The sequence below is a fragment of the Streptomyces sp. NPDC001100 genome (assembly GCF_053598575.1).
Map to the genome: position 1 here is coordinate 219,471 of NZ_JBSFKO010000005.1, position 21,231 is coordinate 240,701.

At 72.1% G+C, this 21,231-nt stretch carries 21 protein-coding genes and 1 pseudogene; 11 read left to right on the forward strand and 11 right to left on the reverse strand.

Annotated elements, in window-relative coordinates; genetic code table 11:
• The first annotated feature begins 60 nt into the window (after positions 1-60).
• Positions 61-1,008, forward strand: a complete 948-nt coding sequence (locus ACWDEW_RS09280; protein WP_450511082.1) for a glycoside hydrolase family 6 protein — start codon at positions 61-63, stop codon at positions 1,006-1,008.
• A gap of 1 nt (position 1,009) precedes the next feature.
• On the opposite strand, the gene ACWDEW_RS09285 is transcribed toward ACWDEW_RS09280, so the two are convergent.
• On the reverse strand, positions 1,010-1,486 hold the full coding sequence (locus tag ACWDEW_RS09285; RefSeq protein WP_450511083.1) for a GNAT family N-acetyltransferase: 477 nt from the start codon (positions 1,484-1,486) through the stop codon (positions 1,010-1,012).
• Positions 1,483-1,908, reverse strand: coding sequence for a RidA family protein (locus ACWDEW_RS09290; protein ID WP_450511084.1), 426 nt, complete (start codon positions 1,906-1,908; stop codon positions 1,483-1,485). The genes ACWDEW_RS09285 and ACWDEW_RS09290 overlap by 4 nt, the downstream gene beginning before the upstream one ends.
• A 176-nt stretch (positions 1,909-2,084) precedes the next feature.
• On the opposite strand from ACWDEW_RS09290, the gene ACWDEW_RS09295 reads away from it, so the two are divergent.
• From ACWDEW_RS09295 to ACWDEW_RS09305, 3 genes are all read left to right on the forward strand, one after another.
• A complete protein-coding gene (locus ACWDEW_RS09295) occupies positions 2,085-2,468 on the forward strand; it encodes a hypothetical protein (RefSeq protein WP_450511086.1) in 384 nt (127 codons plus the stop codon).
• A 152-nt stretch (positions 2,469-2,620) separates the two neighbouring features.
• Complete coding sequence (locus ACWDEW_RS09300) at positions 2,621-3,376, forward strand: nucleotidyltransferase domain-containing protein (RefSeq protein WP_450511088.1); 756 nt, start codon at positions 2,621-2,623, stop codon at positions 3,374-3,376.
• Between the two features lie 346 nt (positions 3,377-3,722).
• Positions 3,723-5,582 carry an FUSC family protein gene (locus ACWDEW_RS09305; RefSeq protein WP_450511090.1) on the forward strand — a complete coding sequence of 620 codons (1,860 nt, stop codon included), beginning with the start codon at positions 3,723-3,725 and terminating at the stop codon, positions 5,580-5,582.
• 7 nt (positions 5,583-5,589) lie between these two features.
• Here the strand turns inward: ACWDEW_RS09305 and ACWDEW_RS09310 are convergent, their stop codons facing one another.
• The gene (locus ACWDEW_RS09310; RefSeq protein ID WP_450511092.1) at positions 5,590-6,540 is read right to left on the reverse strand and encodes an endonuclease/exonuclease/phosphatase family protein; all 951 of its coding nucleotides are present in this window, start codon (positions 6,538-6,540) and stop codon (positions 5,590-5,592) included.
• Positions 6,541-6,701: 161 nt separating this feature from the next.
• Here ACWDEW_RS09310 and ACWDEW_RS09315 point away from each other — a divergent pair, with 161 nt between their 5' ends.
• From ACWDEW_RS09315 to ACWDEW_RS09330, 4 genes are all read left to right on the forward strand, one after another.
• Positions 6,702-8,054 carry an amidohydrolase gene (locus ACWDEW_RS09315; protein WP_450511094.1) on the forward strand — a complete coding sequence of 451 codons (1,353 nt, stop codon included), beginning with the start codon at positions 6,702-6,704 and terminating at the stop codon, positions 8,052-8,054.
• Between the two features lie 31 nt (positions 8,055-8,085).
• A complete protein-coding gene (locus ACWDEW_RS09320) occupies positions 8,086-9,267 on the forward strand; it encodes a cytochrome P450 family protein (protein WP_450511095.1) in 1,182 nt (393 codons plus the stop codon).
• Positions 9,268-9,401: 134 nt separating this feature from the next.
• A complete protein-coding gene (locus ACWDEW_RS09325) occupies positions 9,402-10,091 on the forward strand; it encodes a DUF899 domain-containing protein (protein ID WP_450511097.1) in 690 nt (229 codons plus the stop codon).
• A gap of 146 nt (positions 10,092-10,237) precedes the next feature.
• The gene (locus tag ACWDEW_RS09330) at positions 10,238-10,420 is read left to right on the forward strand and encodes a hypothetical protein (protein WP_019067619.1); all 183 of its coding nucleotides are present in this window, start codon (positions 10,238-10,240) and stop codon (positions 10,418-10,420) included.
• A 4-nt stretch (positions 10,421-10,424) separates the two neighbouring features.
• On the opposite strand, the gene ACWDEW_RS09335 is transcribed toward ACWDEW_RS09330, so the two are convergent.
• The 3 genes and pseudogenes from ACWDEW_RS09335 to ACWDEW_RS09345 form a co-directional block, all read right to left on the reverse strand.
• Positions 10,425-12,368, reverse strand: coding sequence for an ABC transporter ATP-binding protein (locus tag ACWDEW_RS09335; RefSeq protein WP_450511099.1), 1,944 nt, complete (start codon positions 12,366-12,368; stop codon positions 10,425-10,427).
• A 221-nt stretch (positions 12,369-12,589) separates the two neighbouring features.
• Positions 12,590-13,033: a hypothetical protein gene (locus ACWDEW_RS09340; RefSeq protein ID WP_450511101.1), complete on the reverse strand. Its 444-nt coding sequence runs from the start codon at positions 13,031-13,033 to the stop codon at positions 12,590-12,592.
• A 371-nt stretch (positions 13,034-13,404) separates the two neighbouring features.
• Positions 13,405-14,013 (reverse strand): annotated as a pseudogene (locus ACWDEW_RS09345) (ATP-binding protein); the annotation flags it as partial.
• Positions 14,014-14,256: 243 nt separating this feature from the next.
• Between ACWDEW_RS09345 and ACWDEW_RS09350 the strand changes: the two are divergent.
• Together ACWDEW_RS09350 and ACWDEW_RS09355 are read left to right on the forward strand one after the other, a co-directional pair.
• Entirely contained in the window at positions 14,257-15,117 is an 861-nt protein-coding gene (locus ACWDEW_RS09350) for a helix-turn-helix domain-containing protein (RefSeq protein WP_450511103.1), read from the forward strand.
• A complete protein-coding gene (locus ACWDEW_RS09355; RefSeq protein ID WP_019060458.1) occupies positions 15,118-15,372 on the forward strand; it encodes a DUF397 domain-containing protein in 255 nt (84 codons plus the stop codon).
• A gap of 70 nt (positions 15,373-15,442) precedes the next feature.
• Here the strand turns inward: ACWDEW_RS09355 and ACWDEW_RS09360 are convergent, their stop codons facing one another.
• Entirely contained in the window at positions 15,443-15,799 is a 357-nt protein-coding gene (locus tag ACWDEW_RS09360; RefSeq protein ID WP_450511105.1) for a hypothetical protein, read from the reverse strand.
• A gap of 285 nt (positions 15,800-16,084) precedes the next feature.
• Positions 16,085-17,563, reverse strand: coding sequence for a MocR-like pyridoxine biosynthesis transcription factor PdxR (gene pdxR / locus ACWDEW_RS09365; protein WP_450511106.1), 1,479 nt, complete (start codon positions 17,561-17,563; stop codon positions 16,085-16,087).
• Between the two features lie 46 nt (positions 17,564-17,609).
• Between pdxR and ACWDEW_RS09370 the strand changes: the two genes are divergently transcribed.
• Positions 17,610-18,101 (forward strand): carboxymuconolactone decarboxylase family protein, encoded by a 492-nt coding sequence (locus ACWDEW_RS09370; RefSeq protein ID WP_450511107.1) that lies wholly within the window; start codon positions 17,610-17,612, stop codon positions 18,099-18,101.
• Positions 18,102-18,147: 46 nt separating this feature from the next.
• Here ACWDEW_RS09370 and ACWDEW_RS09375 read toward each other — a convergent pair whose 3' ends face one another.
• The 3 genes from ACWDEW_RS09375 to ACWDEW_RS09385 all read right to left on the reverse strand — a co-directional run bounded on the left by ACWDEW_RS09375 (position 18,148) and on the right by ACWDEW_RS09385 (position 21,172).
• Positions 18,148-19,635 (reverse strand): glutamate synthase subunit beta, encoded by a 1,488-nt coding sequence (locus ACWDEW_RS09375; protein ID WP_450511109.1) that lies wholly within the window; start codon positions 19,633-19,635, stop codon positions 18,148-18,150.
• Between the two features lie 188 nt (positions 19,636-19,823).
• Positions 19,824-20,303: an anthrone oxygenase family protein gene (locus ACWDEW_RS09380; protein WP_450511111.1), complete on the reverse strand. Its 480-nt coding sequence runs from the start codon at positions 20,301-20,303 to the stop codon at positions 19,824-19,826.
• 164 nt (positions 20,304-20,467) lie between these two features.
• The gene (locus ACWDEW_RS09385) at positions 20,468-21,172 is read right to left on the reverse strand and encodes a DUF2293 domain-containing protein (RefSeq protein WP_450511113.1); all 705 of its coding nucleotides are present in this window, start codon (positions 21,170-21,172) and stop codon (positions 20,468-20,470) included.
• Positions 21,173-21,231 lie beyond the last annotated feature (59 nt).

A 21,231-nucleotide genomic window follows, 5' to 3' on the forward strand; every position in this document is an offset into this window, starting at 1 on the left:
CGCGTGCCCCGCAAACTCCCGGAAGGACAAGTCCCCACCGGCAGGAACGGAGAGCCTCCCTTGCCCACGCCGGTACAGCGAGCACTCCTCGCCACGCTCCTCGCGGGACTCTGCTGCGCCGGGGCGACCCGCGACGTACCGGAACCCTTCTGGACCACCCCCGACTCCCCGGCCGCGCGACAGGCGGCCATCTGGCGCGAGGACGGCCGAACGGCCGACGCCACCCTGATGGACCGCATCGCCGCCAGACCCGAGGCCGAGTGGCTCAACGGACCCGATCCCGGCCCGGTCGTCCGCGCGCGCACCACCGCCGCGGCCCGCGCGGGCCGCCTCGCCGTACTCGTGGCGTACTACATCCCGAACCGCGACTGCGGCCAGTACTCGCTCGGCGGCGCCCCCACCGCGGCTGCCTACCGCACCTGGATCGACGAGTTCGCGACCGCCCTCGGCGACCGGGGCGCCTACGTCGTCGTCGAACCGGACGCCGTCGCCCAGGTGGTCGCCGGCTGCACCCGGGTCGTGGCGAACGACCGCTACGCCCTGCTCGCGTACGCCGTCGACCGCCTCGAACGCCAACCTCGCACCCACGTCTACCTCGACGCGGGCAACTCCGGCTGGATCCCCGAGGCCTGGCGACTGGTCGACGCGCTGAAGGCGTCCGGGGTCGCCCGTGCTGACGGGGTCGCCCTGAACGTCGCCAACTTCCAGACGAACAAGGCGAGTTCGGCGTACGGCGACCAGCTCTCCAAGGATCTCGCCGGCACGCACTACGTCATCGACACCAGCCGCAACGGCAACGGCCCCTACGCCGGCACCGACGCGTGGTGCAACCCGCCCGGCCGCGCACTGGGCACCCCGCCGACGACCCGCACGGACAACCCCCTTCTCGACGCCTACCTGTGGATCAAACGCCCCGGCGAGTCCGACGGCACCTGCCGGGGCGGCCCGGCAGCGGGCCAGTGGTGGCCGTCGTACGCCTTGGAACTGGCCCGCAACGCAGGCCCTTGACCTAGGACTTGGGCTCCCACACGAACCGCACATCCGGCTCCCGTTCTTCGTTGCCGCTGCCGTCCGTGGACTCGACGGCGACGAAGCCGTGCCGCTCGTAGAACCGGTGGGCGGGCTTGTTGACCTGGAAGGTCCACAGCTGCAGGCCCCCCGGACTCCGCTCCTTGGCCAGTTCCACGAACCGATCCCCGAGGCCGCGCCCGCGCCAGTCCGGATCGAGGTAGAGCTGCGACAGCAGATCACCGTTGAGCACCATCAGCCCCACGACTCCGCCACCGTCCCCCGCATCGGCCACCCACACCTCGCGCAACGGCACGACGACATCCCGGAAGTACTCGCGCACGTCGTCGGCGGACCGCGGGCTCACAACGGTCGGCAGCGCGGCGGCGAAGGACCGCAGCCACACGTCGGCGACGGAGCGGGCGTCGGGAGCGGTCGCCCGGCGGAGCGTGACGACGGTCTCCGGGCCGGAGTTCACGGCTGAGCCACCTCCGCCGGTGCGGGCGGTACGACGGCTGTCGCCGTGATCTCCACGAGCTGCCCGGTGTACCCGAGGCAGGCCACACCGACGAGCGTGGACGAGTGCGGCCCCACGCTCAGCCCGGACGCCCGGACCACTTCCCACACGGCGGACAGCGCCGAGGGCTCACTACTCACGACGTACACGTCCGTCGCCACGACATGTCCCAAGTCGCTGCCGACGGCCCGCAGTTGCTCACCCAGATTCACGAGCACCTGCTCGGCCTGCCGCACCGGGTCCCCCTCGCCGACCACATTGCCGTCGGCGTCGAGCGGCACGGCCCCGGCGAGCAGGGCGAGCTTCGTACCGGCCTCTACGACGGTGGCGTGGGAGTACATGGGCGGTGGGAAGAGGCCGGGGACGGTGACACGTTCGAGCACGAGGTCTCCCAGGGGTGGGGGTCGGCGGCGGGCTTCGCCCTGCGGGACGTCAGCGGATCACGTGGACGACGGTCCCGCATCCGAATTACTCCTCCACCTGTTCCGGAGGCGGACCGAACTCCCTTTCGGACAGCCGCCGTTCGCACTCCTGCGCAAGGAGTGGGTACGCCTCGGTGATGGCCGCGCAGAGCCGGCGCCGGAGCACCGACGGGGCGCGCCAGGCCGTCGAGGCCTACGTGGACGCCCTCAACTCCCGCAGCGCCACCGGTCTGATCAAGGTCGGCGGGGTCGAGGACGAGAGCTGGTCGCGACAGGAGGCCGCGCAGATCCTCAAGGACCGAGGTGGGCAGGAGTGGAAGATCAAGGATGTCCGGATCGGTCACGACATGGGTCCTGACACCGGGTCGGCTCGCCTTCTGGCCGACGCCGGGGCGGGCAAGTCTCTGAGTGACACCTTCACCGTGACGCGGGAGAAGGGCGTGTGGCACCTGGCCGTCTTCACCCACCAGCCGAACGGGAAGCGCAAGGAGTCCTCCTCGACCGACAAGCCCGCTTCCTGACACCTCGGAAAAGGGCTGGACCCGGTGGACGCGAAGCTGTCCGCACCCGCGTCGGCGGGTGGCACCGCGTTGGTGGCGCACAGGGAGAGCCGCGGCTGGGGACAGCTGCCTCCGGAGCCGGACGCACAGGGCATGGGGTACGTTCAGTGATCATGGACGATGAGACGTTCCTCGGCGGAGTCGCGGACCTGCTCGCCGAGTTGCCGGCCGTCCAGGCCGTCGCTCTCGGCGGTTCCCGCGCCCAGGGCACCCACCGCCCCGACAGCGACTGGGACTTGGCGGTCTACTACCGCGGTCCGTTCGACCCGGCCGATCTCCGAGCCCTCGGCTGGGACGGTGAGGTCTCCGAGGTCGGCGGGTGGGGCGGTGGGGTCTTCAACGGGGGTGCCTGGCTCGCGATCGACGGGCGGCGCGTCGACGTGCACTACCGCGATCTCGACGTGGTGGAAGGGGAGTTGGCGGAGGCGGAGCAAGGACGTTTCCGGGTGGAGCCGTTGCTGTTCCATCTCGCCGGAATCCCCAGCTACCTCGTGGTCGCCGAACTCGCGGTCAACCGTGTGCTGCGGGGTGAACTGCCCCGCCCCGACAGCTATCCCGAGAAGCTGCGGCGCTCCGCCGCCGACCGCTGGCACGGCACCGCCCGCGCCACCCTCGCGTACGCGCGGGACAACCACGCCCCGAAGGGCCGCCTCACCGAGGTCGCCGGCGCGCTCGCCGTGGCCGCCGCGCAGGCCGGGCACGGAGTGCTGGCGGGCCGGGGGGAGTGGGTGACGAACGAGAAGCGGCTGCTGGAGCGGGCCGGGCTGCGGCGCTTCGACGACATCGTGGCGGGGCTGCGCCCGGATCCGGAGGCGCTCACGCACGCGGTCTCCGCCGCGGAAGCCGTTCTCGGGGCGTTGCGCGCGTAGAGAAGCGGAAGCCACTCTCCAGGCGCTTCTCGCACCAAGGCGGCGGAAGCTGTGTTCCAGGCACTGCTCGCACCAAGGACACGGACGGAAGCTGTGTTCCGGGCGCCGCGCGCACCAAGGCGGCGGAAGCTGTGCTCCGGGCGCCGCGCGCACCAAGGCGGCGGAAGCTGTGTTCCGGGCGTTGCGTTCATAAAGAAAGCGCCCCTACGGCCAACCTTCACACCCCCGAAATACCACCGGCCCGTTCCGCGCAAGTCCCCGGACTACCGTGGAGGCACAGCCCCAGTCTCCGCCCCGGCCACCGTCGCCCGAAGGCACACCCCGCCCTCGTCACGACAGGAGCTCCGTGTCCCGACGTACCGTCGCACTGTCCCTTCCGCCCTGGCTCGCCCACACGCTCCGCGCCCAGCGCGGGCCGGTTCCCTGGAGCGCGGTCACGCGGGGGGCGCTGTCCGCCGGGCCGCTTCTCCTCCTCGCGGTACTCGTCGACAGGACGTCTCTTGGCGTGCTGGCCGCGCTCGGGGCGATGCTCGCCGGGATCAACGACCGGCCCGGCAGCCGGCGGGCCTCCGTCAAGCGGCTCGGTGGGCCCGCGCTGGCGGGTGGCGCGGGGCTGCTGGTCGGGACGTACGCAGGGGAGCACGTCGGGGCTGTCGTGCTGACGCTGCTCCTCACCGGGATCGGGCTGGTCGCCGGCGGGTTCAGCGCCATCGGGCCGGTCGCGTCCGGTGCCGGTACGCAGCTGCTCGTCGCCTCCGCCATCGGCGCCGGGATGCCCGTGCCCGAACCGGGCTGGCAGCGGGCGCTCGCCTTTCTCGCCGGGGCCGCCTGGCTGGTCGGGCTGCGGCTGGCGCTGCCCACACCCGGCGCGATCGCCGGCGACTACCGCTTCGACGGCGAGCGGGACGCCGTAGCCGCCGTCTACGACGCGATCGCCGCGCTCCTCGACGCCACCGGCGGTCCGGAGGCGACGGCCCGGCGCGCCGCGCTCACCGCCGCTCTCGATCACGCGCAGGACGCCCTCGCGGGGCCCCGGCTGCGGCGGTACGCCAGTTCCGCGGCCGAGCGGCGACTGCACGGGCAGTACGCCGCCGCGCTGCCGCTCGCCGAGGCCGCGACCGCGCTCGCCTGGGCGGGGGAGGCGGTGCCGGCCCGGGTGGGTGAGGGGCCGCGTCGGCTCGCAGCCGCCGTGCGCGACAACGCGCACACCGGGCCGCTGCCCGCCCCGAACCGTTCCGCGCCCGCGCTGCGCGCCCTCGACGACGCCCTGCTGCACGCCGCCGACGCCTTCGACCAGGCGGAGGGGAGCGATCTGCACACCCGCCGGAGGACCACAACTGATCTGTTCCGTAGGGCATTTGGCGCTGGAGGGCGCGAGTACGGCTTCCGGGTCGCTCTCTGCTTCGGGGCCAGTGTCGCGGTCGCCCAGGCCCTGCACCGGGCCCGCTGGTACGGGCTGCACGAGCACTGGTACTGGCTGCCCGCCACCGCCGTCTTCCTCGTCAAGCCCGACCTCGGACCGCTCGCCTCCCGGGCGCTGAGCCGGGCGGCGGGGACCGTGCTGGGGGCGCTGCTCTTCGCCGGGTTCGCCGCCGTGCTGCCCCGGCCCGAGGGGCTCGTCGCGCTCGTGGCGCTCAGCGGGGCGCTCATCCCGGTCGCCACCCGGCACTTCGCCGCGCAGACCGCCGTCGTCACCGTTCTCGTGCTCTCGCTCGTGATGGTCGGCGGGGAACCGCAGGCCTCCGCCGGCCGGATCGCGGAGACGCTGATGGCCTGCGCGATCGTGCTGATCGTCGGCCATCTGCCGATGCCCGGGAAGCGCGGTGGGGGAGTGCGGGCGCGGCTCGCGGCCGCCGGCGAGGCCGCGCACGCCTACCTGGTGCACGTGCTGAGCGAGTCGGGCGACCGCGCCGAGCGCTGGACCCTGCGCCGCGAGGCCTACCGCACGCTCGCCGAGGCCCGTGGCGCCATCGCCGTCTCGGCCGCCGAACTCCCCGCCCTCGCCCGGCACACGGAGGGCACCGACGAGGTCGCCGCCGTCCTCGAACGGCTCGTCGACACCACCACCGCCTGCGCCGTCCACCTCGACGACACGGGGCGGCTCACCCGCCGGCACATCGAGCAACTCACCGCACTGCTGGAGGAGTTCGAGCGGGGGCGCGGGCGGGTCGGGCTGCGCGCCATCGAACTCCCCGTCGCCGTATAGCCGGTAGCTACTCCACTCGCACCCACACGGGTGCGTGGTCCGACCCCGGCGCCTCGCGCCGCGCCGCCGGATCCGGTCCCACGGACGGCAGTTGGGGTGCTTCTGCGCCGGGCAGTCCCGTCCCCGCCGCCGTCACCCGGTGCACCAGGTGATGGCTGGCCAGAATGTGGTCGATCAGTTCGCGGCGCCCGGAGTTGATGCGGGAGTAGCGCTGGTCGGCCGGGATGAGCGGGGCCACGTCCCACAGCCGGACCGCGTCTCCCTGGTCCGGGTGGTCGTAGCCGGGCGTGCCGATCTCCGAGCCGGGCGGCCCGAGCAGGATCTGTGTGGTGGCCGCCTGCACCTCGTCGTTCATGTCGCCGAGCACCGCAACGTCCCGGGTACGGCCGTCACCGGCCAGCAGTTCGTCGGCCAGCGCGCGCAGCGTCGCCGCCTCGGCGGCCCTGCGGTAGAGGGCGTAGGCGCCGTAGCGGGCCCGTTCGCCCTCGTCGTGGGGGAAGAAACGGTCCCCCGGGTAGGTCAGCAGCTTCGACTTCAGATGGGCGACCGCCACCGTCAGCGGGCCGGTCGCCGTCGTGACCTCCACCGCCAGCAGGCCGCGCCCGGTGGCCGACTCCTCGGCGCCCGAGTCGTCGGACTGCACCGGGCGCAGCTGAGCGGGGAACGCGTTCGTGTCGGCGACGACCCGGGGTTCCGTACGGCTGAGGAAGCCGACCCGGATGCCCCGGACGTCCGGGTGCGCGGACAGGGCGATGTGCCACTCGCCGGCCAGCATCCCGGCCAGATCCTGCAGTGCCTCGGGTTCCCCGACCTCCTGCACGCCCAGCAGGGCCGGGTCCAGTTCCGTGATGACGGCGGCGAGGGAGGCGAGCTTCGCCTCGTAGGCGGCCTTGTCCTTGGGGCCGAACGGGCCGCCGGGACGGTACAGGTTCTCCAGATTCCAGGTGCCGAGGAGCATGCCGGGCTCCTTCCAGAAGCCTTGGACCAGAAGTCTCGGACCAGAAGTCCTATGACGCCTTATGAGGCAAGCGTGCTGGTCCGGGGCGGCTTGCGACAGCGCCACGCCGGGATGCGTGGTTCGGCTCACCCGGGGCGAGGACGACGCCGTACGTTGGGAGAGTGAGTGACTCTCCCGCAGACCTGCTGATCACCGGCTGCGCCGTCCTCGTGCACGACGACGAGGAGCGCGTCGGCTTCGCGCAGGACGCCGCGATCGTTGTACGGGACGGGCTCGTCGCGTCGGTGACGAGCGCGGCGGACGTGGCCGGCCTGGCCGCCGTCGAACGTCTCGACGCGCGCGGGCAGGTCGCCCTGCCGGGGCTGATCAACTGCCACACCCACGCGCCGATGGTCGCCCTGCGCGGGCTCGCCGAGGACCTGCCCACCGACGAGTGGTTCAACGACGTCGTCTGGCCCGTCGAGTCCAACCTCACCCGAAAAGATGTCGAGTTGGGGGCGCGGCTCGCCTGTGCCGAGATGATCCGCGCCGGGGTCACCTGCTTCGCCGACCACTACTTCTCGATGGACACGGTCGCCGCCGTGGTCGCCGAGTGCGGGATCCGCGCCCATCTCGGCGAGGCCTACTTCTCCTCCCAGGGACCTCAAGGCCGGGAGAAGTCACTGGAGTTCGCGCTACGGCACCGCGGCGCGGCCGACGGCCGCATCACCACCGCCCTCGCCCCGCACGCCCCCTACACGGTGACCGACGCCGACCTCGCCGCCACCGCCGAACTCGCCCTGGAACACGGCCTCCCCGTCCACCTCCACGCGGCCGAGAACCGCGACCAGACCGACACCAGCCTCGCCCGCCACGGCGTCACACCGATCGAAGTCCTCGACCGCGCGGGCCTGTTGGCCACCGACCTGCTCATCGCCCACGGCACCGGCATCACCGACCGCGACCTGCCCGTCCTGGAGCGCGCGAGCGGCCGTGTCGCGGTCGCCACCGCACCCCGCGGATACCTCAAGTTCGGCTGGCCCGACACCACTCCGATCCGCGCCCTGCGCGCCATCGGCATCCCGGTCGGACTCGCCACGGACGGCGCCGCCTCCAACAACTCCCTCGATGTCTGGGAGTCGATGGCCCTCACGTCCCTCGTCCAGAAGTCGACCGAGGGCGACCCGCGCTGGCTGACGTCCCGTCAGGCGCTGCATCACGCCACCCTCCAGAGTGCCCGGGCGGTCGGACTGGGGGACTCGATCGGGTCCGTCGCACCGGGCCGCCGGGCCGACATCGTCCTGGTCGACCTCACCGGACCGCACACCCAGCCCGTCCACGACCTCGCCGCCACCCTCGTGCACAGCGCCCGCTCCGCCGACGTCCGCACCACGATCGTCGACGGCCGCGTCCTGATGCGCGACCGCGAGCTGCTGACCCTCGATGTGCCCTCCGTCGTACGGGAGTTGGGGGACCGACTGCCCTCCCTGGTCGACCGGAGTCACGGGCGGCGCATCCAGGAATACGACACCTGAACCGCGCCGAAGTCCCCTCTAGGCTGTTCCCATGGATCTCGCGGACGGCCTTCTCGACCACCCGTACGACGTGTACCGGCGCCTGCGCGACAGCGCCCCCGTGCACCGCATCGCGGGCCCCGACGGCACCCCCGCCTGGCTCGTCACCCGGTACGAGGACGTCCGGGCGGCACTGGCCGACCCGAGGCTCTCGCTGGACAAGAGGCATGCCACGGCCGGGACTTACAAGGGGTTCGCGCTGCCGCCCGCCCTCGACGCGAACCTCCTGAACATGGATCCGCCGGACCACACCCGCGTCCGCCGCCTGGTCGGCCGCGCCTTCACCCCGCGCCGAACCGAGCAGCTCCGTACGCCCGTTCGGCGCACCGCCGACCAACTCCTCGACGCACTGGGCGAGAACGGTGACACCGACCTCATCGCCGCCTACGCGGCACCCCTGCCCATCACCGTCATCTGCGACCTGCTCGGCGTGCCCGACCGGCACCGCCGGGATTTCCGGGTGTGGACCGACACCCTGGTCGCGCCCGCCCCCGGGACACCGCCGGAGGCTGGCAAGCAGGCGATCGTCGGGATGCTCGGCTTCTTCACCCGACTCCTCGCCGACAAACGGGAGGAGCCCGCCGACGACCTGCTCTCCGACCTGATCGCCGTGCGCGACGAGGGCGACCGGCTCAGCGAGGACGAGCTGATGTCGCTGGCCTTCCTCATCCTCTTCGCGGGGTACGAGAACACGGTTCAGCTCATCGGGAACGCCGTGCTCGCCCTGCTGCAACACCCGGAGCAACTGGCCGCGTTGCGCAAGGACCCCACCCAAATCCCCGCCGCCGTCGAGGAGTTCCTGCGCTACGAAGGGCCCGCGCTGCTCGCCATCCGGCGCTTCCCCGTCGAGGAAGTCACCATCGGCGGGGTCACCATCCCCGCGGGCGAGACGGTCTGGGTGTCCCCGTCCGCCGCGAACCGCGACCCGAACCGCTTCCCCGACCCGGACAGGCTCGACCTCGGCCGCGACACCACCGGGCATCTCGCGCTGGGCCACGGCATCCACTACTGCCTCGGCGCGCCGCTGGCCCGCGCCGAGACGGAGATCGCGCTCGCCGCCCTGCTGGAGCGCTTCCCGCGGCTGGAGCCGGGGGAGGGCGAGGTGCGGTGGCGGCCCTCGCTGCGCGCGCGAGGGCTGCTCACGCTCCCGGTGTCGTACGCGACGAATCTCTAGAGGTCGACGAATCTCCAGAGGTCGACCGATCCCCAGAGGTTTCCGACGAATCTCCAGAAGTTTCCCGCGGCAGCGATGAGTTCCGGTCCGTACCCCGGTCCACCCCTCAACGGACCGTTGTCACAGGAGGGCCCATGTCGCTTCCGGAGATCGTCTCGCGTGCGCAGTGGCGCGCGGCGCGCGAGGAACTGCTGCTCAAGGAGAAGGCGGCCACGCGCGCGCGGGACGTGCTCAACGCCGAGCGGCGCCGGCTGCCCATGGTGGAGATCGACAAGGAGTATCTGTTCGAGGGCGGCGACGGGAAGGCCACCCTGCTCGACCTCTTCGAGGGGCGCGGCCAACTCGTCGTCTACCACTTCATGTTCGCGCCCGAGTGGGAGGCGGGGTGCCGCAGCTGCTCGGCGTTCCTCGACCAGATCGGGCATCTCGCCCATCTGAAGGCGCGCGGCACCACGTTCGCCGCCGTGTCGAGGGCGCCGTATACGAAGATCCTGCCGTTCAAGGCACGGATGGGGTGGACGGTGCCCTGGTACTCGTCCTTCGGCGGGGAGTTCAACTGGGACTTCGACGTGACGCTCGTCGGGGACGGGGAGCCCGTCGAGCGGCCCGGTGTCAGCTGCTTCCTGCGGGACCGGGACCGGGTGTTCCACACCTACTCGACCTATGAGCGCGGGCTCGACGGGCTCGGTTCGACCACCTCCTTCCTCGACCTGACCGCGCTGGGGCGGCAGGAGGAGTGGGAGGAACCCAGGGGGCGTGCGTCGGTGCTGGGGGCGCCCGCCGGCAGCGCACGTGTTCTGTATCACGACGAGTACGAGGACTGATACGGAAACCTGTGTTCAACATGTGTGGCCAGGTGTCGACTATGTCTCAGTACCGTCACTTCGCGAGCCGTTCACCGTACTGTCGGCGTTTAACTCTACGAGGCTTCACGAAGCTCTCCGAGTTCAGCACGACAGGGAGGTACAGGGTGAACGGGCGAACGGTGCTTCAGCGTTTTCCCGCCGGCGGGCCGCGTGGCTCGTGGCCGGCGGAGGAGTTCGCGCAGGCACGCCGTCTGGAAGGGCTGCCCGCCGAGGTCGTCATGGACATCGCGACCGACATGTTCCTGGTGATCGTGCGCAGCGCCGACACCGTGGACGTGGCCGCCTGACCCGTCAGCCCGCCTTCGGGGCGGGCACCTTCGCCGTGAACTGGTCCGCCTGGAGCGCGTACAGCTCCGCGTAGACACCGCCGCTGAGCAGGAGTTCGTCGGGCGTCCCGGACTCCACCAGCCGCCCCTGGTCCAGGACGTGCACCAGATCCGCGTGGCGTACGGACGCCAGCCGGTGGGTGATCAGGACGACCGTCTGGCCGGTGCCGGCCAGCGCGCGGATCTTCTCGAAGACCTCCAGTTCGGCACGGGCGTCAAGGGCCGCGGTCGGCTCGTCCACGATCAGGATGCGGCCCTTGCGGTAGGCGGCCCGGGCGATTCCGAGCCGCTGCCACTGGCCTCCCGACAGCTCGTGGCCGCCGCTGAAGTTGCGGGCCAGCAGCGTGTCCAGGCCGCGCGGCAGATCCGCGACCACGTCCTCGGCGCCGGCCTCGGCGAGCGCACCGGCCAGCCGCTCCTCGGTGAGCGGCGCGGCGGACCGCCCGACGGCCACGTTGACGCGGGCCGTGAACGGCCAGCGCTTGAAGTTCTGCGCCACCATCGCGATCCGGTCGGCCAGCTGGTGCCGGTCGGCCGTCGCCGCGTCGACGCCGTCCCACAGGATCCGGCCCCGGTCCGGCCGGTACAGCCCGGCCAGCAGCTTGACCAGGGTCGTCTTGCCGGAGCCGTTCTCGCCGACCAGGGCGATGATCCGGCCGAGCGGCAGACTGAGCGTGACGTCGTCCAGCGCGGGGTGGGTGGACTCGCCCGGGTAGCTGAACGTGACGTTCTCGAAGCGGACCTCCCGCGGCTCCTCGGGCAGCGCGGCCCCGCCGACCGGGATAGCCCGCTCGGCCGCCTCCTCGTACAGCTTCTGCAGATCGCCCACGAACAGGGCCTCCTCGTGCAGCTGGTTCACCGCCAGCACCAGCGTGTCGAGGCTTCCGGAACCGGTGCGGATCGCGATCACCGCCGTACCCGCCACCGACAGCGCCATCGCACCGGACAGCAGCAGCACGCCCAGCGTCGCGTACGTCGCCGCAGTCGCCAGACCCGTCCAGGTCGCCGCGATCAGGCCCGTGCGGGCCGCGAGCCGGGCCAGCCGGGCCTGTTCCGCCTCCGCGCTCTCCGACATCGAGTGGAAGTGGCGCAGCAGGAACGGGCCGACCCCGTGCACGCGGATCTCCGGGGCCGCCTCCGGTTCGGTGAGCAGACCGCTGATGAGATGGCCGGCGCGGGCGTGCTGCACCCAGATGTGGAAGGACTCGTAGCGGCGGCGCGCGTTCGTCAGGGCGCCCCACGCGCTCGGCAGCGTCATCGTCACCAGCAGGGGGAGCAGCGCCGGATGCAGCACGGTCAGCACACCGGCCGCCGCGATCAGCGAGATCACCGCGTTCATCACCCGCGTCGCCAGCGAGATCATGCGGCGCGCCGAGGAGGCACCGTACTGCGCGGTGTCCAGCAGCTTGTGGAACGCGTGGTCCTCGATCGCGGCCAGCTCCACGGCCGCCGCCCGCTCCAGGTACAGCTCGGTGGCGACCCGCTCCACCTTCGGCTCCAGCCGGCCCGTCGCATACGTCGACGCGGCCCGCAGCAGCGCGCCCACCAGTAGCACGGCGGCCACCGTGACCAGCGCCGGCGCGGCGCCGCGCAGCCGGTCGGCGATCGCGCCGCCGGTGATCAGCCGCCCCAGCACGCTGTTGACCGCGAGCAGACTCACCGCCTGTGTGACACCCCGGCCCGCCTCGGCGGCCAGCACGATCCGCGCGGCCCGGGGATCGGCCTGCCAGGCCAGCCGGAAACTCGACCCCAGCATCGCCGGCAACCGCGTCACCATGGCCCGGAAGCCCAGCTCCAGGAACGCGTCGGTGTGCTGGTTCCACCCCATGTCGTACCGCAAGGGCCCACCGAAGAGCAGCTGCTCCGACGCGGACGGCCTCGCCTGCCCCGAATCACCCTTGCTTCCCATCGTCGACCTCCCCCGATAGCGGACGAACGGCCACTATCGCGGGGCGGGGCGGTGTGGGGGAGAGCGCGAGGGAAGAGGGTTGCGGACGCGCGGGCGTACGCCGGGAGGGACGGACCGTACCTTCGACCGACGGCGAAGGACGCGCCCCAAAGGGGCGCGGGGAACTGCGCGGCCAGCCCCCACCGGACCCGCGGACAAATCCGCAACCGCCCCGCAGAGCGCTACGCGCTAATGGGCCGAGACCAAGAGGGCGTAGCCCCGGTAACCCGGCACACAGCCAGATACAACGGAATCGGCGGCGTATACGGCAGCTTCCCGTCGGGCCGGTGAATGAGCCCGGGCGCGTGCGGCGCGTCCGGCACCAGCGCCCCGGCGGTGTACCGCGCCGGCGAAGGCCAGTCCAGCGCGTAGTCGGAGTCGGACGGCACGATCCACCACCAGTGCGCCTCGTCGGCGTAGACACAGCCGACGCGCGGCAGGCGGGGCAGGACCAGCGGTCCGAAACGTGCGGGCACCGCCACCGCGTCGCAGCCGAGCGGAGCCGTCATGCCCTCGGGGACGGGCAGTCGCCGGGGCGTGCCCGGTCCGTGCAGCGCGCGCCCCAGACGGACCAGCGTGTCGAGACTGAGTACCTGGCCGGGACCGGAAGCGCCGCTCAGACCCATTCGACCCCCGACCCGAAGTCCCCGAACCCGCTGGAGGTGCCCAGCGGACCCGGATTCACGAGCCCGCCGGAATCCCCGGTGTTCGCCGTGTCCGCGGAGTCCGGGAGGTCGCCGGCGTCCAGGTGGCCCCGGCCTCTGGAGGATCCTGTTTCCTCCCGGCCCGGCTCCCCGAAGTGTCCGGCGACCTCCCGGCTCCGGTGTACGGAGCCGGTCCCGCTGCCGGGACCCACCCCGTTTCCGTGTTCCCGGTCCCCGAAGCCGCCGAGATCCAGGCCTCCGAACTCGCCGGCACCCCCATGCCCGCGGGGGGCATCCTCATGCCCCCGTGCCGGATACACGCCCAGATTCTCGAAGGCCCCGAAGTGTGCCGTCGCCTCGTCCTCGTCGCCCGTACCGCCCGACGGCACCGGTTTGGGTCGTGCGCCCCACCCCAGGTCGTTGCGCGGTACGGAACTGTCGTGGCCGGGGGCCGGGTGGTGGCCGTGGGCCGGGTCGGCCTGCCGGGGCAGGTCGGCCCAGACGAGCAGGCCGGGTCCGTGTTCCTGTGCGCCCCAGGCCCGGCACAGCGCGTCGATGAGAAGCAATCCCCTCCCGTGCTCCTCATCGGGCCGTTGCGGGGACGGGTGCGGCTCGCCAGGAGCACAGCCCTGGTCACGGACGGCTATCCGCACCAGGTCGTCACCGTCGTGCAGCTCGCAGACTATGTGGCTGCTCGCGGTGTGCACGATGGCGTTGGTGACCAGTTCGGAGACGATCAGAACCGCCGTGTCGCAGGTGTCCTCGCCCACGGACCAGCCGGACAGTCGGGCCCGCGTCAGGCGTCTGGCCTGGGCTGGGGAACCCGGATGGGCGGCCAGCTCGAACCGGAACCGGCGCTCGGCAGCGGCCCCACCTGGGGCGGCTCCCGTGGCGGCACCGAGACCGAGGCGGCCTGCGGCGGCGTCTGTTCCTAAGGGCGCGGACGGAATCACGCTTGCCACTATCGCCCCGCCGTGAACACTTGGCAAGTGTCACTATGAAAAATGCAGAGTGCCGTATGACGCTCTGCACGGTCGTGGCACACTGCTCGCAACAGAACGTCGCGCGGCGCCAGTTGGAATCTCCGGAGGTCTCTCCCGATCTTCGAATGAGTCTTCGAATGGCGCCGCAGGGCTGTCAGGATTCAGCGCCCGGGCTCAGGCGCCGTACGGGACTCAACGGGACTCATTGGGGGGAGGTGGAGCGTGAGCGAGCCGCGGTCCGCACCGACGGTCGGCCAGGTCGTCCTCGGCCGGCGCCTGCTGGACCTGCGGGAACGCGCCGGGCTCAAGCGCGAGGAGGCCGCCAAGGTCCTGCGCGTCGCGCCCGCCACCGTCCGTCGTATGGAGATGGCGGAGGTCTCCCTCAAGATCCCGTACCTCCAGTTCCTCCTGAAGTCCTACGGCGTCTCCGACGAGGAGGCCGCGGCCTTCGTCCGGCTGGCCGAGGAGGCCAACAAGCCCGGCTGGTGGCAGCGCTTCCACGACATCCTGCCGGGCTGGTTCTCGATGTACGTCAGCCTGGAGGGTGCCGCCGCGCTCATCCGGTCGTACGAGCCGCACTTCGTGCCCGGGCTGCTGCAGACCGAGGAGTACGCGCGCGGTGTGCTGCTGTCGGGCGCCATCGGCCAGACCGAGCCCGACGAGATCGAGCGCCATGTCGCGCTGCGCATGCAGCGCCAGGACCTGCTGACGCGTCCCGACGCGCCCCGCTTCTGGGCCGTCATGGACGAGACCGCCCTGCGCCGCCCGGTCGGCGGCCCGGAGGTGATGCGTGCCCAGATCGACAAACTGCTCGACGCCACGAAGCTGCCCAACGTGACCCTGCAGGTCGCCCCGTTCTCCTCGGGGCCGCACCCGGGCACGTACGGGCCCTTCGTGCTGTTCCGATTTGCCATGCCGGAACTGCCGGACATGGTCTACAGCGAGTACCTGACCGGCGCCGTCTATCTGGACGCGCGCGAAGAGGTGGCGACCCACCTAGAGGTCATGGACCGCATGGCGGCGCAGGCCGCTACGGCACATCGCACGAAGGAGATCCTCAAGGATCTCCGCAAGGAGCTGTGAATGGATCGCATCAAGCCGCGTATGAGCGTCTACAACGGCATGCCCGCGCGGGACTTGGGAAGCGAAGGCTGGCACAAGCCGTGGAGCGGCGGCAACGGCGGCAACTGCCTGGAGGCGATGAAGCTCGCCGACGGCCGGATCGCCGTCCGCCAGTCCACCGACCCGGACGGGCCGGCACTGATCTACACCACCGACGAGATGACGGCCTTCATCGAGGGGGCGAAAGCGGGCGAGGCGGATTTCCTGCTGTCCTGACCCGGTCCCTGACCCAGCTGTGCTGAATGCTTTTTCCTTACCGAACCTGCTTATTTTGATACTGACTTGATCACCCGGTATCCGGAAATGTCTTGTTCCAGAACCACGACAGCATGCGCCGCGGAGCGTCCACCGGCCGGCTGACGGCGACCACCGGGAACGGCGGTCGCCCCGGCCGGCCGGGGCCGAGGCACAGCGCGTAGTAGATCTGCTCGATCGAGGGCGGCCCGACGGCGAGATTCCGTCGGACCGCCCTCGTCGGCGTCTCCTCCCCGCTTCGCACGAGATACGCCGCCGCCATCGTCCGGGTACGGCCCACGCCTGCCCCGCAGCGCGTGTCCTCCAACGCCAGGAGTTGCCCCGGCAGCATCTCCGCGACCGGCCCAGGACCGAGCAGCCGGGCCCCGTGCGCCGGCCGTACGGCCACCAGGATCGACCGCCAACAGGGCGGGACGTGCGGGGGTGGCCCTGCGCCTGACGGTGGAACGAAGGACGGGGGCGCCGTCGCGGCCGACGCCGTTCCGGGCCGGACGACAACTCGCCTCCTGCGCCGACGGTCCCACCGCCGTTGGACTCGACATCGGCCGGAAGTCGCTTTCCGGCCCGCCGTCGGTGGGATCCGTGAGCCGGGAGGAGACCACATCGGACGACTCGTACCGGCGCAGCACTCCCCGTCTCCTGCGCAGGTGGGAGTCAGGCCGTGCAGGGCTGCTCATCCGGCAGCAGGGGAACCGGTCGGCGCGTCGGGCGGGAGCACCTCGCACAGCGCCTCCAGCGCGGCACCGAACCTCGCCTCCGAGGGCGTCGCGTACCCCACGACGAGACCGTCCCGAACTCCCGCCCCGGGCCCCGTGGTTGACGCCTCCGGATGCCGGAACGCGGCCAGCCCGTCCAGCGCGACGCCCTGCCACGCGGCGGCCTTCAGCGCGGAGCGCTCCGTGCCGGGCGGCAGCCGCAGCACCGCGTGCAGGCCGGCGGCGACCCCGGTGACCTCGATGTGCGGGGCCCGCGCGGCGAGCGCCGCGACCAGGCGGTCACGGCGGCTCCGGTACCGCTGCCGCATCCGCCGCACATGACGGTCGTAGGACCCCGACGTGACGAAGTCGGCCAGGCTCAGCTGGTCGAGGACGCTCGCCCAGGCCTCGCGTTCGCCCTTGGCGGCGAGTACGCCCTCGACGTACCGCTCCGGCAGGACCAGCCAGCCCAGGCGCAGCGCGGGGGACAGGCTCTTGCTGACCGAGCCGAGGAGGATCACCCGCTCCGGGTCGAGGCCCTGGAGGGCGCCGACGGGCTTGCGGTCGTAGCGGAACTCGCCGTCGTAGTCGTCCTCCAGGACCACACCGCCACGCGCGCGTGCCCAGTCGATCACGGCGGCCCTGCGCTCGGCGTGCAGCGGACCGCCGGTGGGGAACTGGTGCGCGGGCGTGAGCAGTACGGCCCGCTCCTTCGTCAACTCCCCGACGCGCGCGCCGTGTTCGTCGACCGGCAGCGGCACGGTCCGCACACCGGCCGTGCGCAGCAGCTCCCGGTGGAAGCCGAGTCCGTACGCCTCCACGGCCAGCGGTCCGCGCAGCATCCCGCCGCCGCCCTGGCCGAACAGCAGCCGCAGCCCGTGCGCGAAGCCGGAGCAGATCACGATCCGGTCGGGTGCGGTGCGTACGCCACGCGCGCGTGCCAGGTATTCGGTGAGCGCCTCCCGAAGTTCGACCCGGCCGGCCGGGTCGCCGGGCCCGAACACCTCGTCTGGCGCCTGCTGGAGCGCCCGCCGGTACGACGCGAGCCAGGCCGCGCGCGGGAACGCCGACGCGTCGGGCGTGCCCTGTCGCAGGTCGTGCCGGGGCGCACGCGCGCGTGGAGGTGCCGTAACCGGGCCGTTCCCGGCGTGTCGCGGCGGCTGCGCCCGTAGCGGCCGGGTTCGGTCGGCGACCCGGGTGCCCGAGCCCTGGCGCGCGGTCAGCCAGCCCTCCGCGACGAGTTCCGCGTACGCGTCCGCGACCGTGTTGCGGGCGACCCCGAGGTCGGCGGCGAGCGAGCGGTACGGCGGCAGCCGGGTGCCGGGGGCGAGCCGCCCGCCGCGCACGGCCTCCCGCAGCGCGTCGATGAGGGCGGCCCTGCGGCCACCGCTGCCCGACAGCTCCAGATGCAGATCGGCCCCGATCCGCTCCGCCGAATTGACCCATGATTCAGCCATGGAAATGCACCCTACAGGGGGTCTTTCCGACTCGTAGATTTGTCGTATGACGACGAACACGAACACAAACGCCCAGGTCGCCACTATGACGCCCCGCCTCGACCTCGCCCGCTCCGCCCCGAAGGTCTTCCGCGCGCTCATCGGCTTCGACGCCGCCGCCCGCGAGGGCCTGGACCCGGCCCTGGTCGAGCTGATCCAGATCCGCGCCTCGCACCTCAACCACTGCGCGTACTGCCTCCACATGCACACGAACGACGCCCGCAAGGCCGGCGAGAGCGAGGACCGGCTGCACATGGTCGCCGTCTGGCGCGAGGCCCGGCACTTCTTCACCGAGCGCGAGCAGGCGGCCCTCGCCCTCACGGAGTCGGTGACCCTGGTGGCCGACGGCGGTGTCCCGGACGACGTCTACGCGCAGGCGGCCGCTCAGTTCGACGAGGAGGAACTGGCCCACGTCCTGTCCCTGATCCTCACGATCAACACCTGGAACCGGGTGGCCCTGTCGACCGCCAAGGTGGCTGGCACGGACCAGCGACGCTGAGCCGGCACATCCCACCGCCCCGCGCCCCGCGTCACGCTTCCCCGCGTCACACCGTCATCGGCCGGTCGTACGGCCCGATCGGCGCCGGCAGCTGCGAACTCCCCGTCAGATAGCGGTCGACGGCCGCCGCCACCGCCCGCCCCTCCGCGATCGCCCACACGATCAGCGACTGGCCCCGCGCCGCGTCCCCCGCGACGAACACACCCCGCGCGCTCGTCGCGAAGTCCGCGTCCCGGGTGATCGTGCCGCGCGGTGCCATCGCCAGCCGCAGCTGATCGATGAGCCCGTCCGCCCGGTCGGGCCCGGAGAACCCGAGGGCGAGCAGCACGAGATCGGCGGGCAGGCTGCGCCCGGAACCGTCCAACGGGCGCCGCTGCGCGTCCACTTCGACCAGGTGCAGGGACCGCACCCGCCCGTCCGCGTCACCCTCGAAGTGCAGGGTCGAGGCCGCGAACAGCCGGGCGTCCGCGTCCGCCGCCGGCGCCGTCTCCAGATCCCGCGCCTCCTCGTGCGCGGCCGACAGACGGTAGATCTTCGGATACGTCGGCCAGGGCTCCGCGTCCTCGTCGCGCTCGGCCTCCGGCTGGGCGTAGATGTCCAACTGCGTGACGGACGCGGCCCCTTCACGCACCGCCGTGCCGAGACAGTCGGCCCCGGTGTCGCCGCCGCCGACGATGACGACATGCTTCCCGGCGGCGGACAGAGGGGAGGCCGCCAAGTCTCCTTCGCACACCCGGTTGGCCAGCGGCAGATACTCCATCGCCTGGTGGATGCCGGTCAACTCCCGCCCCGGTACGGCGAGTTCGCGCCAGGCCGTCGCTCCCGTGGCGATCACCACCGCGTCGTAGCGCGCCCGCAGTTCGGCCGCTCCGACATCCCGCCCGACCGTCGTGGACGTACGGAACTTGGTGCCCTCGGCCCGCATCTGCTCCAGCCGCCGCTCCAGATGCCGCTTCTCCATCTTGAACTCGGGGATGCCGTACCGCATCAGCCCGCCGAGCCGGTCGTCCCGCTCGTACACGGCGACCGTGTGCCCGGCGCGCGTCAACTGCTGTGCCGCGGCAAGGCCGGTGGGCCCGGAGCCGACCACCGCGACGGTCCGCCCGGACAAGCGGTCCGGCGGTCTGGGTGGCGTGAAACCGTCGGTCCACGCGCGGTCGGCGATGGCCACCTCGACGTTCTTGATGGTGACCGCGGGCTGGTTGATGGCGAGCACGCAGCCGGCCTCGCACGGCGCCGGGCACAACCGCCCGGTGAACTCGGGGAAGTTGTTGGTGGCGTGCAGCCGGTCCGCCGCCGCCCGCCAGTCCTCGCGGCTGACCAGATCGTTCCACTCGGGGATCAGGTTGCCGAGCGGGCAGGCGTCGTGGCAGAACGGGACACCGCAGTCCATGCACCGGTCGGCCTGCCTGCTCACGATCGGCAGCAGCGCGCCCGGGACGTACACCTCGTCCCAGTCCCGCACCCGCTCGTCGACGGGCCTGCGGGGCCACTCCTCGCGCGGAGTGGTCATAAAACCCTTGGGATCGGCCATGGCGGTCTTCCTCGCGTCCGCATGCGACAGGCCGTGCGTCATCGGGCGGCACTCTTTCAGCCACGATAAGGCCCCCCGGCCGAGCGCGCAGAGTGGGCGAGACCGCTTTCTCAAGGGGGTTTCCGCAGGTTCGGGCCGCCCTTGCCCGGTGTTCCTCAGCCCGTACTCAGTCGATCTTGGGACTTCGCTCAGGAGAGGGCCAGCATGTAGACCAGCGCGGCGGCGGCCGAGGTCACCGCGCGGACGTGGTTCCACATCGTCCACTCGCGTATGTACGACGGCCAGTACGCGGCGGCTTCCGGGGTCCCCGGGTCCAGCTTCAGCAGGGCCTCGTTGCGGGGCACGTTCGCGACGAGGGTCAGCCCGAACGACCCGACCAGATACAGCGCGCTGCCCAGCAGCAACTCCGTCGTCCCCCGGTCCGGCCAGAGCACGAACGTCACCACCGCGATCACCGCGCACACCAGCGCCGAACCGGCGAACAGCAGCATGAACGCGGGAGTCAGCGCGACCCTGTTGATCGCGTTCATCGCGGCGACACCCTGCGCGGGCGGCAACTCGGCCAGCCCCCGCACGACCAGCACGGAGAAGGCACAGAACACGCCCGCCATCACCCCGGTCGCGAGCACCCCCAGAACCGTCAGCGCGAAATACGGTTCACCGATCATGCCGACACCAACTCCCGCCCGTAGAGCCGAGATCCTGCCCACCACCAACCATCACGACAAGTCGAACCCATCCCCGCCCGCGCAACCATGGCCGAGAATCGCCGGGGCATACGCGGGCGTCCACGACGCCGCTCGTCCGCCGACTCCTGGGGCATCGGCGAACGTCATGCCGGGGCATCCCGCCAGTCCCGCAGCATCTGTTCCACCCTCACCCCGATCCGCCGACGCGCCTCGTGTCTCGGCACCCCGCTCATCAGTAACTGGTCGTACGGCGTGTCCACATGCCGTACGGACGCCACCACCGCCGAGAGCACCGCGCCCTCGGACAGCGCCCGTCCCGCCGCGCTCCGCCCCACCCGCCCGCTGCCCCGCAGCGAGGCGTGCGCGGCGATCGTCCGGGCCCGCTCCTCGGGGCAGCCCGGGAACAGCCGTCCTATCTCCGCCGCGAACGCCGCCGTGAACCGCACGTCCTCCACGGCCCGCCGCTCCGCGTCGCGCACCCGGCGCCGCCGCCGGGCCTCCGCGTCCGCGAGGCACCGTTCCTCGGCCCGGGCGAGCCCCGCCTCCTCGACGAGGACGCCCTGCCGCTCGTACCGGCCCCGGCGCCGGTTGAACCGCACGACCACCGCCGACAGCGCGCTCTCCTCCCGCGCCCTGCGCGTCAGCGCCGTGTCGCCGCGCGGCAGGAACACCAGATGCCCGAGGTCGGCGCAGTCGAGACACCGAGGCCCCCCGCCCTCGACGACCAGCAGCGCCAACGGCCCACGACGACACCCCGCACAGTGGCGTTTCCTGAGCGGCTGGACGACCACAAGTCCGCTGCCGGCCACGAGCCCGTTGCGGAGTGGAGGAGTCGAGAGCGATGCCATACGAGATCCATTCCCTGCCACTGACCACCTCTCTCCTGTTCTGATCCTTCCTGTTCTGA

Excerpts from the sequence above, each read along its gene's own strand:
- ACWDEW_RS09385 (WP_450511113.1), bottom strand. The coding sequence starts at position 21,172 with ATGGCATCGCTCTCGACTCCTCCACTCCGCAACGGGCTCGTGGCCGGC.
- ACWDEW_RS09335 (WP_450511099.1), bottom strand. The coding sequence starts at position 12,368 with ATGGGAAGCAAGGGTGATTCGGGGCAGGCGAGGCCGTCCGCGTCGGAG.
- ACWDEW_RS09355 (WP_019060458.1), top strand. The coding sequence starts at position 15,118 with ATGGATCGCATCAAGCCGCGTATGAGCGTCTACAACGGCATGCCCGCG.
- ACWDEW_RS09380 (WP_450511111.1), bottom strand. The coding sequence starts at position 20,303 with ATGATCGGTGAACCGTATTTCGCGCTGACGGTTCTGGGGGTGCTCGCG.
- pdxR (WP_450511106.1), bottom strand. The coding sequence starts at position 17,563 with ATGGCTGAATCATGGGTCAATTCGGCGGAGCGGATCGGGGCCGATCTG.
- ACWDEW_RS09300 (WP_450511088.1), top strand. The coding sequence starts at position 2,621 with ATGGACGATGAGACGTTCCTCGGCGGAGTCGCGGACCTGCTCGCCGAG.
- ACWDEW_RS09325 (WP_450511097.1), top strand. The coding sequence starts at position 9,402 with ATGTCGCTTCCGGAGATCGTCTCGCGTGCGCAGTGGCGCGCGGCGCGC.
- ACWDEW_RS09370 (WP_450511107.1), top strand. The coding sequence starts at position 17,610 with ATGACGACGAACACGAACACAAACGCCCAGGTCGCCACTATGACGCCC.
- ACWDEW_RS09340 (WP_450511101.1), bottom strand. The coding sequence starts at position 13,033 with ATGGGTCTGAGCGGCGCTTCCGGTCCCGGCCAGGTACTCAGTCTCGAC.
- ACWDEW_RS09375 (WP_450511109.1), bottom strand. The coding sequence starts at position 19,635 with ATGGCCGATCCCAAGGGTTTTATGACCACTCCGCGCGAGGAGTGGCCC.
- ACWDEW_RS09320 (WP_450511095.1), top strand. The coding sequence starts at position 8,086 with ATGGATCTCGCGGACGGCCTTCTCGACCACCCGTACGACGTGTACCGG.
- ACWDEW_RS09310 (WP_450511092.1), bottom strand. The coding sequence starts at position 6,540 with ATGCTCCTCGGCACCTGGAATCTGGAGAACCTGTACCGTCCCGGCGGC.
- ACWDEW_RS09295 (WP_450511086.1), top strand. The coding sequence starts at position 2,085 with ATGGCCGCGCAGAGCCGGCGCCGGAGCACCGACGGGGCGCGCCAGGCC.